At 63.9% G+C, this 13,754-nt stretch carries 14 protein-coding genes; 7 read left to right on the top strand and 7 right to left on the bottom strand.

Annotation, left to right across the window (positions count from 1 at the left end):
• Nucleotides 1-4 precede the first annotated feature (4 nt).
• The 4 genes from iolB (at nt 5) to phnN (ending at nt 3,657) form a co-directional block, all read left to right on the top strand.
• Nucleotides 5-817 carry a 5-deoxy-glucuronate isomerase gene (gene iolB / locus FJ418_RS09710; RefSeq protein ID WP_140865068.1) on the top strand — a complete coding sequence of 271 codons (813 nt, stop codon included), beginning with the start codon at nt 5-7 and terminating at the stop codon, nt 815-817.
• A gap of 249 nt (nt 818-1,066) precedes the next feature.
• The gene (locus FJ418_RS09705) at nt 1,067-1,774 is read left to right on the top strand and encodes a DUF1045 domain-containing protein (protein WP_140659518.1); all 708 of its coding nucleotides are present in this window, start codon (nt 1,067-1,069) and stop codon (nt 1,772-1,774) included.
• Between the two features lie 120 nt (nt 1,775-1,894).
• On the top strand, nt 1,895-3,034 hold the full coding sequence (locus FJ418_RS09700; RefSeq protein ID WP_140865066.1) for an alpha-D-ribose 1-methylphosphonate 5-triphosphate diphosphatase: 1,140 nt from the start codon (nt 1,895-1,897) through the stop codon (nt 3,032-3,034).
• Entirely contained in the window at nt 3,031-3,657 is a 627-nt protein-coding gene (gene phnN / locus FJ418_RS09695) for a phosphonate metabolism protein/1,5-bisphosphokinase (PRPP-forming) PhnN (protein ID WP_181166885.1), read from the top strand. Before FJ418_RS09700 ends, phnN begins: the two co-directional genes overlap by 4 nt.
• Nucleotides 3,658-3,819: 162 nt before the next feature.
• Here phnN and FJ418_RS09690 read toward each other — a convergent pair whose 3' ends face one another.
• The 7 genes from FJ418_RS09690 to FJ418_RS09660 form a co-directional block, all read right to left on the bottom strand.
• A complete protein-coding gene (locus FJ418_RS09690; protein ID WP_140641633.1) occupies nt 3,820-4,635 on the bottom strand; it encodes an ATP-binding cassette domain-containing protein in 816 nt (271 codons plus the stop codon).
• On the bottom strand, nt 4,635-5,366 hold the full coding sequence (locus FJ418_RS09685) for an ABC transporter permease (RefSeq protein WP_246682990.1): 732 nt from the start codon (nt 5,364-5,366) through the stop codon (nt 4,635-4,637). Before FJ418_RS09685 ends, FJ418_RS09690 begins: the two co-directional genes overlap by 1 nt.
• 9 nt (nt 5,367-5,375) lie before the next feature.
• Nucleotides 5,376-6,122 carry an ABC transporter permease subunit gene (locus FJ418_RS09680; RefSeq protein ID WP_246680842.1) on the bottom strand — a complete coding sequence of 249 codons (747 nt, stop codon included), beginning with the start codon at nt 6,120-6,122 and terminating at the stop codon, nt 5,376-5,378.
• A gap of 174 nt (nt 6,123-6,296) precedes the next feature.
• Nucleotides 6,297-7,139, bottom strand: coding sequence for a transporter substrate-binding domain-containing protein (locus tag FJ418_RS09675; RefSeq protein ID WP_210243146.1), 843 nt, complete (start codon nt 7,137-7,139; stop codon nt 6,297-6,299).
• 185 nt (nt 7,140-7,324) lie between these two features.
• Nucleotides 7,325-8,320, bottom strand: coding sequence for an ABC transporter permease (locus tag FJ418_RS09670; protein WP_140786131.1), 996 nt, complete (start codon nt 8,318-8,320; stop codon nt 7,325-7,327).
• On the bottom strand, nt 8,317-9,882 hold the full coding sequence (locus FJ418_RS09665; RefSeq protein ID WP_140865062.1) for a sugar ABC transporter ATP-binding protein: 1,566 nt from the start codon (nt 9,880-9,882) through the stop codon (nt 8,317-8,319). Before FJ418_RS09665 ends, FJ418_RS09670 begins: the two co-directional genes overlap by 4 nt.
• A gap of 121 nt (nt 9,883-10,003) precedes the next feature.
• On the bottom strand, nt 10,004-10,966 hold the full coding sequence (locus FJ418_RS09660) for a sugar-binding protein (RefSeq protein WP_140641641.1): 963 nt from the start codon (nt 10,964-10,966) through the stop codon (nt 10,004-10,006).
• A 628-nt stretch (nt 10,967-11,594) separates the two neighbouring features.
• Between FJ418_RS09660 and FJ418_RS09655 the strand changes: the two genes are divergently transcribed.
• From FJ418_RS09655 to FJ418_RS09645, 3 genes are all read left to right on the top strand, one after another.
• Nucleotides 11,595-12,701, top strand: coding sequence for a LacI family DNA-binding transcriptional regulator (locus FJ418_RS09655; protein WP_181166884.1), 1,107 nt, complete (start codon nt 11,595-11,597; stop codon nt 12,699-12,701).
• A gap of 88 nt (nt 12,702-12,789) precedes the next feature.
• Nucleotides 12,790-13,095, top strand: a complete 306-nt coding sequence (locus tag FJ418_RS09650; protein ID WP_140708439.1) for a DUF1778 domain-containing protein — start codon at nt 12,790-12,792, stop codon at nt 13,093-13,095.
• Nucleotides 13,095-13,631 (top strand): GNAT family N-acetyltransferase, encoded by a 537-nt coding sequence (locus tag FJ418_RS09645; protein WP_140865060.1) that lies wholly within the window; start codon nt 13,095-13,097, stop codon nt 13,629-13,631. The genes FJ418_RS09650 and FJ418_RS09645 overlap by 1 nt, the downstream gene beginning before the upstream one ends.
• Nucleotides 13,632-13,754 lie beyond the last annotated feature (123 nt).

Raw genomic sequence — 13,754 nt, 5'->3', positions numbered from 1 at the left:
CCGTATGTCGAAACTGCTCGTCAAGGCCGACAAGGGCCACGGCCATGTCGCTCATGTCACGCCGCAAAGCGCCGGCTGGACCTATGTCGGTTTCGATCTGCATCGGCTGAAAGCGGGCGAGACGGTCTCCGGCAAGACCGGCGAGCGCGAGGTCTGCCTGGTCTTCGTCACCGGCAAGGGCAAGGCGTCGGCCGGCGGCAAGGACCTCGGCCTGCTCGGCGAGCGCATGTCGCCCTTCGAAGGCAAGCCTTGGTCGGTCTATGTGCCGGAAGGCGACGACTGGTCGGTGACCGCCGATACCGAACTGGAGCTTGCCGTCTGCTCGGCGCCGGGCTTAAGCGGCGGCCTGCCGGTGCGCGTCATCGGACCTGACGATCTCGGCCAGGAGGTGCGCGGCAAGGGCACCAACACGCGCTACGTCACCAACATCCTGCCCGAGGGCAAGCCGGCGGATTCGCTGCTGGTGGTCGAGGTGATCACGCCCGGCGGCCACACGTCGAGCTATCCGCCGCACAAGCACGACCAGGACAATCTCCCCGTGGAATCCTATCTCGAGGAGACCTATTACCACCGGCTCAACCCGCCGCAGGGCTTTGCCTTTCAGCGCGTCTACACCGACGCCGACCGCAACGGCGTGCGCGAGCTGGACGAGGCGATGGCGATCGAGGACGGCGATGTCGTGCTGGTGCCGAAGGGCTATCACCCCTGCGCGGCCTGCCACGGCTACGACCTCTATTACCTCAATGTCATGGCCGGACCGAAGCGGACGTGGAAATTCCACAATGCGGCCGAGCACGAGTGGCTGATGAAGGCCTGATCAAGCAGTTCGGCAAAGCCGTTGGTCCAGTTAAGAGAAATCGTCGGCTAACGACCTTGCGGCTGGACTTGCCTTCGAAAACCCACGAAAGCTTCGTCAATCCGTCATGGAAATCACCTATGGCAGCGGTTCCGGTGCATGTCGCCGCAAACGCTCCGGCGTTTTTGGGCCACGACTTGCCAAGACAATGACTTGAAGCGCGTCGCATATTCCTTTCGGGGCGCGCAGCGCGCTTGACGAGGAATGCCCATGCGCTACGCCATCTACTACACTCCGGGACAGGACGAGAAGCTGGCGCGCATTGCCGCCAACTGGCTGGGCCGCGACCCGTTTGGCGCGGCGACGCGACCGGTCGAGGCCGTGGGCGATCTGTCGGCCGCGGAAGTCGCCTTCCATACCGCCTCCGCCAGGCGCTACGGGTTCCACGCGACGCTGAAGGCGCCGTTCCGGCTGGCGCCGGACGAGACGGAAGCTTCGCTGCGCGCCGCTCTCGACAGCTTCGCCGAAGCCACGCCGCCAGTCGTCATCCCGCGCCTCGTGGTCGGCCAGATCGACGATTTCTTCGCCCTGGTGCCCGAAACCGCGTTCGCCCCGATCAACGATTTCGCCGGCGAGGTCGTGCGCGCCTTCGACGGCTTCCGTGCGCCATTGACCGAGGCCGAGATCGAGCGCCGCAGCCCAGATTCGCTGAAGCCGGACGAGTTCCGCAACCTTTGCCAATGGGGCTACCCATATGTTTTCGACACTTTCCGTTTCCACATGACGCTGTCGGGGCGCGTCGGGCCACAGGAAAGCCCACGTCTTCGCGCAGCGATAGACGGCCTGTTCGCCGACGTGCTGCGGCAGCCGGTGCCGGTGGATGCGCTGACATTATTCGTCGAAAGCGAGCCCGGCGCCCCGTTCATGGTGCTTTCCCATCATGCGCTTGGCCACGGCCCGGCCCGCAAGACCGCTTAGGGCGGGTCAGCGGAAACGCTGAACCGCCTGTCTCTTTGTTTACGCAATTCCGGACGGAAAACCGCAAGGCACTTTTCCTGGAATTGCTCTGATTGACCGCTCGAGATAGGACCGCCTGAGATGACCGCCGAAACCGTTCTCACCAATGCCCGCATCGTGCTGCCGGACGAAATCGTCGAGGGCTCGCTGTTGTTGCGCGACGGCCTGATCGCCGCCGTCGAACCGGGCGCTGCCCGCACCGGGGAGGACATGGGCGGCGACTACATCATTCCGGGCCTCGTCGAGCTTCACACCGACCATCTCGAAGGCCATTACGCGCCGCGCCCGAAAGTGCGCTGGAATCCGATCGCCGCCGTGCTTGCGCATGACGCCCAGGTCGCGACCGCCGGCATCACCACCGTGCTCGACGCCTTGCGCGTCGGCATGGACGAGGACGCCGACCTGAAGTCCGACGACGTTCGCAAGCTGGCCGACGCGATCGAGGACAGCGTGCGCCAGGACCGGCTCAGGGCCGACCATTTCATCCATCTGCGCTGCGAGGTCTCGGCGCCGGACTGCCTCGAGGCTTTCGCCAATTTCGAGACCGACGACCGGGTGAAACTTGCCTCGCTGATGGACCATGCGCCTGGACAGCGCCAGTTCGTCAATCTCGAGACCTATGCCTACTACTACCAGCGCAAGCTGAAGCTGACGGACCAGGATTTCAAGAAATTCTGCGAGAAGCGGATGGCGGAATCGACCCGCAACTCCGGTCCGAACCGCGTCTTCATCTCGGCCGCCTGCCAGGAGCGCGGCATCGTGCTGGCGAGCCATGACGACGCGACCGCCGGCCATGTCGAAGAAGCGATCGAGCAGGGCGTGCGCGTCGCCGAGTTCCCAACGACGGAAGAGGCGGCCAAGGCCTCCAAGGCGGCAGGGCTTGGCGTGCTGATGGGCGCGCCGAACGTCATGCGCGGCGCTTCGCATTCCGGCAACGTCTCGGCGCGCACGCTTGCCGCCGACGGCCTGCTCGACATCCTGTCGTCCGACTACATCCCCTTCAGCCTGATCCAGTCGGCCTTCTTCCTCGGCGATGTCGTCGAGGGCATCTCGCTGCCGCAGGCGGTCGCCATGGTCTCGAAGAACCCGGCCGAAGCCATCGGCCTTGCCGATCGCGGCGTCATCGAGCCGGGCCGCCGTGCCGACCTGGTGCGGGTGCGCGTCGACGATCATGTGCCGGTCGTGCGCACCGTGTGGCGCCAGGGCCGCCGGGTCGCATGATGGTCTCGGCCCTCATCGAGCGCGAGCTGGCCGAGAGCCTGCCGATCCGCAACGGCGTCTTCGTCGCGGTGGTGGGGCCGAGCGGCGCCGGCAAGGATACGCTGATCGGCTACGCCAAGCAGCGCTTCGCCGGCGAGACGCGGCTGGAATTCGTGCGCCGCGTCATCACCAGGCCGAGCGACACGGCAAGCGAGGACCACGACACACTGGCCGACGCCGCCTTTGCCGAAGCGGAGGCCGACGGCGCCTTCTCGCTGTGCTGGGACGCGCATGGCCTGCGCTATGGCCTGCCGGCCGATGTTGACTGGGCTGTCGCCAATGGTCATGTGGCCGTGGCGAATGTCTCCCGCGCGGTCATCCCGGCGCTGCGCGAACGCTACGCCAATCTGGCCGTGGTCGAGATCACCGCGGCGCCGGAGATCCTCGCGGAACGGCTGGCGGCGCGCGGCCGCGAATCACGCGGCGAAGTGCTTGCCCGCCTGGCGCGCAGCACGAACGTCAAGCTGACAGGACCGGACATCACGTCGATCGACAATGGCGGCGACAAGGAGGTCGCCGGCGAACGCTTTGCCGAAGTGCTGCGCAAGGCGATGGCGTTCTCCGACCTGTCGGACATGATCTAAGATGCGCTGATATTCAGGTGAGCCCGGCCTGCAAGTAGCGGCTCCCTGCGCTTCCGGTGCTCACGTACTTAAGTACGCTCCGCTCCGGTTCTCGGAAGCCACCACTTTCGGCTCGGCCTGACCTGAATCTCAGCGCATCTTGGCGCCGAGCAAGGTCCGTCTTCACTTGTTGAAGTTGGCGATGAACTGCTTGAACTGCGGCGTCGGCGGCCTGGCGAACATCTCCTTCGGCTCGCCGGCCGAATCCACGTCGCCCTTGTGCAGGAACATCACCTTGCTCGACACGTCGCGGGCAAAGCCCATTTCATGGGTCACGACCAGCATGGTGCGCCCTTCTTCGGCAAGCGAGCGCATGACGCGCAGCACCTCGCCGACCAGCTCCGGATCGAGCGCGGATGTCGGCTCGTCGAACAGCATCACCTTGGGATTCATCGCCAGCGCGCGGGCGATCGCCGCGCGCTGCTGCTGGCCGCCCGACATATGCGGCGGATAGTAATTGCGGCGCTCCCAGATGCCAACGCGCTTCAGCAATGCCTCGGCCTGCTCCAGGCACTCCGCGCGCGGCCGCTTCAGCACATGCGTCGGCGCGGCGACGAGGTTTTCCAGCACGGTCATGTGCGACCAGAGATTGAAGCTCTGGAAAACCATGGCGAGGTTGGCGCGGATCCGCTCCACCTGGCGGATGTCGGCCGGCATTTGGTGGCCGTCGCGGCCCCGCTTCATCCGGATGAGCTCACCATCCACGCGCACTTCGCCGGAATCCGGAGTCTCCAGGAGATTGATACAGCGCAGCATCGTGCTCTTGCCGGACCCCGAGGAGCCGAGGATCGAAATCACATCGCCCTTGTGGGCTTCCAGCGAAATGCCCTTGAGCACCTCGTGATCGCCAAAACACTTGCGCAGGTCCTTGACGCTGATGGCTGCCTTGTCGTCCGGGGACGATGCCGCTTGCGCGGCGGCGGCGACATTTGCGGACATCACAACACCTCCGGTACGGATTTGATTTGCTGGCTCTGCTCGGGCGGGGGGCGCAGATGCGGTGAAAGCCGGTATTCGACCCAGGCGAACAGCCGGGCGATCGACAGGTTGAGAAGCAGATAGATCACGCCGGCGCAGGTCAGCACCTCGATCGGCCGGAACGTGTCGTGCTGGATCTTTTGCGCCGTTCCCATCATCTCCATGATGGTGACGACGGACGCGAGCGCGGTCGCCTTGGTCATGAGGATGATTTCGGTCGAATAGGCCGGCAGGGCGAGCCGCAGCGCGATCGGCAGCGTGACGAGGCGAAGGCGCGTGAACGCCGACATGCCGAATGCCTTGGCCGCCTCGATCTGGCCGACAGGTACTGCCTGCAGCGCGCCGCGGAAAATCTCGCTCTCATAGGCGGCTGTGTTCAAGGCCATGGCGACGATCGTGCAATACATCGGATCGCGCAGGATCGGCCACAGGATCGGGCTGTGGCGAACGAAATCGAACTGGGAGAGCCCGAAATAGATCAGATAGAGCTGCACCAGCAGCGGCGAGCCGCGGAAGACGAAGACATAGGCGCGGGTAAAATATTCGCCGAACTTATAGCCGGAAGCCCGCAACCAGGTCAGGCCGGTGGCGATGAGGAGCCCGAAGGCGATGCCGAAGAACCAGATCTCGAGCGTCAGCGGCAGTGCCTTCAGCACACTCCACATGGTCGAAAGGTAGAAGTCGAAATCCACCGCCACCTCTTATTTCGGCCGGGTGAAGCTGCGGGAGGTGTAACGCTCGGCCCTGTCGAAGATCGGCGTCGAGATCGAGGTCATCACCAGGTAAAGGATGCCGGCGACCGTGTAGAAAAGCAGCGAATGATGCGTCGAGCGCGCCGCCTTGTTCGCGGTGAGCATCAGTTCGGCGACGCCGGTGACCGAGATCAGCGCCGAGTCCTTGATGGTCAATTGCCAGACATTGCCCAGCCCCGGCACCGCGAGACGCAGGACCTGAGGCATGATCACGAGGCGAAACCGCAACCAGGCCGACATGCCATAGGCGCGCGCCGCTTCCAGCTCGCCGCGGTGGATCGCCAGGAACGACCCGCGAAATACCTCGGCTTGGTAGGCGCCGGAAATGATGCCGACCGCGAGCACGCCGCCGAGGAAGCTCGGCATGTTCAAGATGTCCGTCGAGCCGATCGATCCGGTGGACCTTGCCACGCCGGTCAGGACCTGCGTGCCGCCATAGTAGAACAGATAGATGATCAGCAGTTCCGGTTCGCCGCGAAACACGGTGGTGTAGCTCTCGCCGATGAACCTCAACCCGCCGCGATGCGAGAGCTTGGCCGCCGCCACCAGCGAGCCCAGCACGGCACCAATCAGCATCGAGACGACGGTGACGGCGAGCGTCCAGCCGATGCCCCAGAGCAGTTGCACGCCCCAGCCGGCAGCCAACAGCTCATAGGCCGTCGACACCTGGTCCTTGAGATCGTTGAGAAACTCCACGTACGGCTCCTGCGGGCGTCGACGGGTTGCCCGCCTTAAAGCGCGTGTCAAAACGGGTTAGGCGACGCGCTTTAAGGCCTTGCCTTGATGCATGTCGTTCTCCCAAAACCGCTGCGCACTTTTGGGCGACATGCAAAGCAAACGGGAGCAGCCTTGGCTGCTCCCGTTGCGACATTACTTGGTAATGTCGATCTTGAACCACTGCATGGAATATTTCGACACCGAGCCGTCATCGAGCGCGGCCTTGAGCGCCTTGTTGTAAATGTCCTGCAGGTCCTTGTCGGTCTTGCGGAAAGCGGCGCCGATGCCCGGCCCGAGGATCGGGCCACCCTTGAATTGCGGGCCGACGAATTCCAGGTCCTTGGCGTCCGGCTTGGCCAGCGTGCCGAGGAAGTAGGTGGTGTCGGCGAAAGCGACGTCGATGCGGCCCGCCATCAGGTCGAGGTCATGCTCGTCGGTGGTCTTGTATTCATGGACGTTGGCGACGTCCTTGAGATACTTGTCGGCAAACGTCGCCTCGGTGGTCGAAACCTGCAGGCCGACATTCTTGCCGGTGAGCTCCTTGCGCAGCGTGTCGAGCGCCGCCTTGGATTCGGCGTCGTCCTTCGACAGATCGATCATCTTGCCGCTGTTGGACAGCTGCGCCAGCGGACCGTTCTTGTCGGCAAGGAAGGCGACCGGCGAAGAGGCATAGGGGATCGAGAAGTCAATCGTCTTCATGCGCTCTTCGGTGATCGACATACCATCCATGACGATGTCGAACTTGCCGGCCGTGAGGCCGGGAATGACGCCGTCCCAATCCTGCGCCACGATGTTGCATTCCAGCTTCGCGCGGGCGCAGACGTCGTTCAGGATGTCCACCTCGAAGCCGACGATCTTGCCGCTGGCATCCGTCTGGTTCCAGGGGGCGTAGGAGCCCTCCATCGCGACCGTCACGGTCTTCCAGTCCTTGGCCATTGCCGGGGTCGAGCAGGTCAACGCCAGCGCGGCGAGCGCGATCCAACGTGCTGATGTCACGGTAATTTCTCCCATATTCTGTTCTTGGAACCCTCAGATGCCAATTGCTTAGCCCAGCCCCAATTCTGCGACAAGGGCGGTTTTCCGGTTCACGCGTTGTTGCAATCCGCCCGCGAATCCGGGCCTGCCCGTTGGGTTTTCCCGCGAGCACCGATCCAATCAGGACCGTGAATGTTAAAGCGAGGCTACTCCGCCGGCGCGCCCGCAACGTTTTGGCGCGTCGCTTCGATCATGCGGCGGCGGGCGCGGAAGACGCCCCATTGCTGGTCGACCAGCACGCCGATCAGGATCACGCCGCCCATCACGGCGAAGTTGAGCGAGGAGGGAATGCCGAGCAGGTTGACTAGGTTCTGCAACTCCTGCAGCAGCACGGTGCCGAGGATGACGCCGACCAGCGAGCCTTCGCCGCCACGCAGCGAGAAGCCGCCGAGCACCGCCGCGGCAATGGCATAGAGCTCGTAGAACTGGCCGTGGCTCGCCGGCGAGATCGAGCGCGTGTACATGGCGAAATAGATCGCAGACAGCGCCGTCAGCACGCCGCAGATGACATAGGCCGCGATGATCACCCGGCCCGTGCGGATGCCGGAATATTTCGCCGCTTCCTCGTTCTTGCCGATCGCATAGAGGTAGCGGCCGAACACCGAGCGGTGCAGCACCACCCACATGACGATGCCGATGACGATCAGCGCGATGAAGCTGTTCGGCAGGCCATAGGAGCGACCCGCGGTCAGGAATTCGAGCGTCGGGAAATTCTGGCCGAAGGCGAAGCCCGCCGTGCCGTCGGCGGTGTAGAAGCGGGCCACGCCGCGATAGATGAGCAGGCCGCATAGCGTCACCACGAAGGGCTGCAGTTTCAGCCGCGTGATCAGCCAGCCATGCACGAAGCCGATGATGGCGCCAAGCACGAGGATCAGCACGAAGGCCAGCGGCCAGTTCACCTCGCGCACCGCGATGAAGTCGATGAACAGCGTGCCGAGCAGGGCGACCAGCGAGCCGACCGACAATTCGATGCCGCCGGTGATGATGACGAAGGCCTGGCCGATCGACAGGATGCCGAACAGCGCCACCAGGTTGGAGGTGTTGGCGAGGTTGATCGCCGACAGGAAGCGCGGGTTGATGGCCGTCACCACCGCGCCGACCACCAGGATCAGGATCAGCAGGCCGAGATCTTTCTTGCTCATTGCGCTCCTCCCGCCGCTTGCAGCAATTTCGGCTTCTTGCCGACCGCCAGCAAGAGCACGTTCTCCTGGCTGAAATCGTCCTTGTCGAGGATGCCGGAGATCTGCCCCTCATGCATGACCGCGATGCGGTCCGACACGCCGATCACCTCTTCCATGTCGCTGGAGATCATCAGCACGCCGACGCCGGCATCGGCCAGCGCCCGCATCAGCCCGTAGATCTCGGCCTTGGCGCCGATGTCGATGCCGCGCGTTGGCTCGTCCAGGATCATCACCTTCGGGTTCATCGCCAGCCATTTGGCCAGAACCACCTTCTGCTGGTTGCCGCCTGACAAAGTGCCGGTGAGGGTCAGGACCGACGGTGCCTTGATGCCGAGGTTTTTCTTCTGCTTTTCGGCCGTCGCGAGTTCAGCGCTGGCGGACACCAGCGAGCGCCTGGCATGCGCAGGCAGATTGGGCAGCGAGATGTTCTGGGCGATCGACAGGTCGAGCAATATGCCGGTCAGCTTGCGGTCCTCCGGCACCAGGAAGATGCCGTTCGCCACCGCGTCCGCCGCCGAGCCTACATCGAGCGGCTTGCCGTCGAGCGTGACACTGCCTGCCAACCGCTCGTCGATGCCGAACAGCACGCGCGCCAGCTCCGTGCGGCCGGAGCCGACCAGGCCCGCGAGGCCGAGGATCTCGCCGTGTCTCAATTCCAGGCTGACCGGCCGGTCGGGATAGGTGCTGGTGCGGATCGCGTCCGCCGACAGGGCCACGCTGCCCGGCGCGCGGGCAGCTTCGCCGGCCTTCTCGCGCTCCTTCAGCATACGGCCGATCATCAGCCTGACCATCTCGTCGTGATTGATCTGGTCCTTTGCCAGCGTGCCGGCCAGCGTGCCGTCGCGCAGCACCACCACACGGTCGGCGACGCGCTCGATCTCATGCAGCCGGTGCGAGATGAAGATGACGCTGATGCCTTCCGCCTTCAGGCCCTTGATGACGTCGAGCAGCTTTTCGGTCTCGGCGATCGGCAGGCTGGAGGTTGGCTCGTCGAGGATGACCAGCCGCGCCTTGATCGACAGCGCCTTGGCGATCTCGACCATCTGCTGCTGGGCGAGCGACAGCGAAGCCACCGGCGCGTCGGCCGAGAAATTGGCGCCGACGCGCTTCAGGAGCGGCGCCACCATCTCGCGCAGTTTCGCGCGGTCGACCAGCTTCAGCGGCCCGGCGCGCAGCGGCTCGCGGCCGAAGAAGATGTTGGCGGCGACGTCGAGGTTTTCGAAGAGGTTGAGCTCCTGGTGCACGAAGGCGATGCCGGAGCCGATGCTTTGCTCGACGGTCAATCCGTCATGCGCCGCGCCATCGACGGCAACGGTGCCGCTGTCCGGCCGCGTCACGCCGCCGAGGATTTTCATCAGCGTCGATTTGCCGGCGCCGTTTTCGCCGACGAGGCCGATGACCTCGCCGGGCCGGACCTCCATCGAAAACCTGTCCAACGCCACAACACCCGGATAGGTCTTGCGCACGGCCTCCAGGCCCAGGAACGGAGCGGCGATCGGTTGAGTGGTGTCGGTAGAGGTCATCGCGCCATAGTTTACCGCACGGGGCAGCAGCCGGTGGGCCACAGACTGACGGGCCTTGGCAGGTCCGTCAATACGAACGCCGGCTCAAGGTGGACCTCGAGCCGGCGCAACTGTCTTGGGCTTACTTGCCCGCCATCGCCTTGAGGTTGGCGGCGTAGGTGTCGACGTCATCCTTGCCGATGATCTTGGTCGGGATGATGATCAGGTTACCGGCCGGGATGCCCGACTTGTCGCCCTTGAGGTAGGCGGCCATCAGCTTCATGCCCTGATAGGCCCATTCGAACGGCTGCTGCACCACGGTCGCGGCGACAGTGCCTTCCTTGACGCCGCCCAGCGTGATCGGATCGTCGTCGAAGCCGACGACGGTGATCTGGCCGAGCTTGCCGGCATCGCGCAGCGCTTCGTAGATGCGCGGCGTGTTGTAGGAGTAGAAGCCGACCATGCAGGTGATGTCGGGGCTGGCGACCAGCGCGTCCTCGACATTCTTCTTGGCGCGCGCCTGGTCGATGTCGTCGCCGCGCACGTCGACCAGCTCGATCTTGCTGCCGGCGAGCCCGTCCTTCATGCCCTGGATGCGCTCCTTGGCGTTGTCGGCGCCGAGCAGGCCGACGAAGCCGAGGCACTTGCCGCCGTTCGGCATCGCCTTCTTGGCGATCTCGGCCGCCTGCTTGCCGGCATCGACATTGGACGAGCCGATATAGGCGACGCGTTTGGTCTGCGGCGCGTCCGAGTCGGTGGTGAACAGCGCCGTTTCCGACGCGATCTTGTTCAACCCGTCGGTCGAGGTCTTGGGATCGACGGCCGAGACCATGATGCCCTTGACGCCTGCCGTCACCAGGTCGTCCATCAGCCGCTGCTGGATGGCGACCGAGGACTGTTCCGGATATTTGAGCTCGAGATTGTAGTCGGGCAGTTCACCCTGCGCTTTCTTCACGCCGGCTTCCGCCGCCTTCCAGAAGTCTGACGCACCGTTGACGACGAAGGCCAGCGTCGGCTTGTCGTCGGCGCGCACGCTGGCGCTTACCGACAGGCCGACAAGCAGGGCCGCCGCGGCGACAGATGCGTTACGGATCATGGATTTCATAGTTCAACCTCCCTTGTAGAACTTGCCTTGTAGAACTCTTCGCTGATGTCTCGGCTGCGGCGCGGATAACCCTCCTCCTCAAGGGTGTGGCGCAAAGGTCCGCCGACTTAAGAACGGTGCCGATCCGGCCGCGGTCGAGACACTAGACACTCATGTGGCGTTCGTAAATAGTCCGATTTGTCTGACATTTTCGTGAGACGGAGTGCACACCCAATCCGGCATGCCGCCGGGTTCCAAGCAAGCATCCTTCGCACTTTGCCGGCACCGAACGGAAGCCCAGACGGTTACGACGAGTTGACAGTAGAACGCTAACAGCTATTAGTAAAGAGTATTAGTTATGAGGCCGCGAGGTGCGCTTTCGACGCGGAGGAGAACGCTGGTCGAAGGGCGCGCCGGGAGTGAGGGGAGCGAACGCCGCAACGCTTGAAACCGCGCGGAAAATACGGGAATCGTCAGCATTGCTGACCTTGTCTGGCGGTTTCGTCGCGAAGCGGCGCAGCCGGCGATTTGCCTGTCGCGCTTGCTAATATGTATTAGTCGAGCGCAATGTCGATAAACGCACCGCCTCGACCATCTTGCCGTTGCCGTCGGCCTTTGCTTTAGAGCCGGCTGGGTTTGGGAAACGACCATGAGCGAACCGACGGAACTGAGCGATCCCCCCGGAGCTTCCAAGCGCCGCAAGCCGGCCGCCAAGCCCAAGGGACGCATCACCATGACCGACATCGCGCGCGCCGCCGGCTGCTCGCAGGCGACGGTGTCGTTCGTGCTCAACAATTCGCCGGGCATCAGGCTGTCGCAGCAGACACGCGACCGGGTGATCGAGGCAGCCCGAGCGCTGGGCTATTCGCCGCCGGTCTTTTCAGCGCTGCGGCCGCCCGTGACGCCGTTCGAAGGCCTCGACGGCGTCATCGGCTTCGCGGTCGACCAGCTCGCCACCAGCCCCGAGGCGGTGGTCGCCATCGAGGGCGCCCGGCAAGCCTCCTGGAACGCCGGCAATGTGCTTCTGGTGGCGCAGACCATGGGCGACGCGGTGATGGAGCCACGCGCGGTTTCAGCACTGACAAGGCGCGGCATCTCGGCGCTGATCTACATGACCATCTTCACCCGCGAGATTGCCGCGCCGGATTTCCTCTACAGCCTCGACATCCCGGTGATCCTGCTCAACTGCTACACCGCCGACTATGCCTTCCCGGCCGTGGTTCCCTCCGAGATCGCCGGCGGCCAGAGCGCGACAAGGCACCTGATCGCCCACGGCCATCGCCGCATCGCCACCGTCACCGGCGAGCCTTGGATGCAAGCCGCGCAGGATCGACTGAAAGGTTATCGCCGCGCCTTAGCCACCGCCGACATCCCGTTCGACCCGGAACTGGTGGTCGAGGGCGACTGGTCGGCCAGCGCCGGCTATGCCGCGACGGTCAAGCTGCTCGGGCTCAAGGAGCGACCGACCGCCATCTTCTGCCAGAACGACCGCACCGCGATCGGCTGCTACGAAGCGCTGAAGGAAGCGGGCCTGCATATCCCGCAGGACATTTCGGTGGTCGGCTATGACGACGAGGAGATCGCCCGCCATCTCTTCCCGCCGCTGACCACCTCCATCCTGCCGCATCTGGCGATGGGCCAGTGGGCGATCGAGCAGCTGGAAACGCCGCCAACGCCCGGCCGCGGCCGCTATCCCATCACCAAGCTCGAGTGCCCGCTGGTGGAGCGGGAGAGCGTGGGGAGCGTGAAGGAATAGGTATCCCAGATCACCACTTCAAAGCCGGTACGTATTGACATTGTATTGACAGTCGCTAGGTATCTGATCCTGACATAGGAGGATTTCGATGGCGCATTCCAGTCATGTCGGCAGCAATCGCGACGCAGCGCGCAAGGACGACGTGATTCAGATCCGCGCCTCGGCGGGGATGAAGGCTATTCTCAACCGCGCCGCGAGTTTGCGCGGGCAGAAGCTGTCGGAGTTCATGCTGGACAGTGCCCGCAGGCAGGCCGAGGAGACGATTCTCGACCAGCGCGCCTTCTTTCTCGATACGGACGCGCATGAAAAATTTCTCAACCTGCTTGATGCTCCGAACAAACCGTCGGAGGAGCTTCGCGCGCGTATGACGCGTAAGCCGGCCTGGGAGCGCTGATGTCCGCTGGCCGACCGCAAGGATGGCGAGTCCGCGCTCCGGAACGGCTGACCATTGGCCACGACGTATCCGAATTTCACAATGGCAAGCATTCATCTCTCGATGACTGGCTGCGAAACCGCGCCTTGGTTGCCGAAGGACTGTCCGCCCGAACCTATGTCGTCTGTGACGCGGGCACTAAAAATCGCGTCGTCGGTTATTATGCGATCTCGACGGCGATGGAAGAACGGATCGCGCTGCCAAGCGCAAAGCTTCGGCGAGGCATGCCCGAGCAAGTGCCCCTGCTGCTGATCGGTCGCCTTGCGGTCGATCAGACGTTCCAGGGAATGGGACTCGGAGGCGACCTGCTTTCCGACGCGCTTAGGCGATGTCTCGCTGTCTCGGACATTGCCGGGGTTCGTGCTGTGGTGGCACACGCGATCGATGATGCAGCAATGGGTTTCTATCAACGACATGGCTTCATCGCGTCTCTGCTTGGCGAGCGGGTCATGCTGCTGCCAATCGAAACCGCTCAGGCGTTATTCTCGAACGTTTGAGCCTGATCCCATAGCCAGGCGAGCGTGAGATCGCCCACATAAACACCTGTGTGCACCACGCTATCCTTGCTCCGATTACGATCGCTCTGCGTCTTGGCAGCAATTCCGCCGAGGTTTAGCTTG

The sequence above is a fragment of the Mesorhizobium sp. B2-8-3 genome, from assembly GCF_006440815.1.
GTDB lineage: Bacteria > Pseudomonadota > Alphaproteobacteria > Rhizobiales > Rhizobiaceae > Mesorhizobium.
Note: the sequence above shows the minus strand (reverse complement) of the source record. Positions and strands in the feature narration are given on the sequence as shown.

What these genes read in the sequence shown, in the direction of transcription:
- iolB (WP_140865068.1), top strand. Translation starts at nt 5, where the DNA reads ATGTCGAAACTGCTCGTCAAGGCCGACAAGGGCCACGGCCATGTCGCT.
- FJ418_RS09705 (WP_140659518.1), top strand. Translation starts at nt 1,067, where the DNA reads ATGCGCTACGCCATCTACTACACTCCGGGACAGGACGAGAAGCTGGCG.
- FJ418_RS09700 (WP_140865066.1), top strand. Translation starts at nt 1,895, where the DNA reads ATGACCGCCGAAACCGTTCTCACCAATGCCCGCATCGTGCTGCCGGAC.
- phnN (WP_181166885.1), top strand. Translation starts at nt 3,031, where the DNA reads ATGATGGTCTCGGCCCTCATCGAGCGCGAGCTGGCCGAGAGCCTGCCG.
- FJ418_RS09690 (WP_140641633.1), bottom strand. Translation starts at nt 4,635, where the DNA reads ATGTCCGCAAATGTCGCCGCCGCCGCGCAAGCGGCATCGTCCCCGGAC.
- FJ418_RS09670 (WP_140786131.1), bottom strand. Translation starts at nt 8,320, where the DNA reads ATGAGCAAGAAAGATCTCGGCCTGCTGATCCTGATCCTGGTGGTCGGC.
- FJ418_RS09665 (WP_140865062.1), bottom strand. Translation starts at nt 9,882, where the DNA reads ATGACCTCTACCGACACCACTCAACCGATCGCCGCTCCGTTCCTGGGC.
- FJ418_RS09660 (WP_140641641.1), bottom strand. Translation starts at nt 10,966, where the DNA reads ATGAAATCCATGATCCGTAACGCATCTGTCGCCGCGGCGGCCCTGCTT.
- FJ418_RS09655 (WP_181166884.1), top strand. Translation starts at nt 11,595, where the DNA reads ATGAGCGAACCGACGGAACTGAGCGATCCCCCCGGAGCTTCCAAGCGC.
- FJ418_RS09650 (WP_140708439.1), top strand. Translation starts at nt 12,790, where the DNA reads ATGGCGCATTCCAGTCATGTCGGCAGCAATCGCGACGCAGCGCGCAAG.
- FJ418_RS09645 (WP_140865060.1), top strand. Translation starts at nt 13,095, where the DNA reads ATGTCCGCTGGCCGACCGCAAGGATGGCGAGTCCGCGCTCCGGAACGG.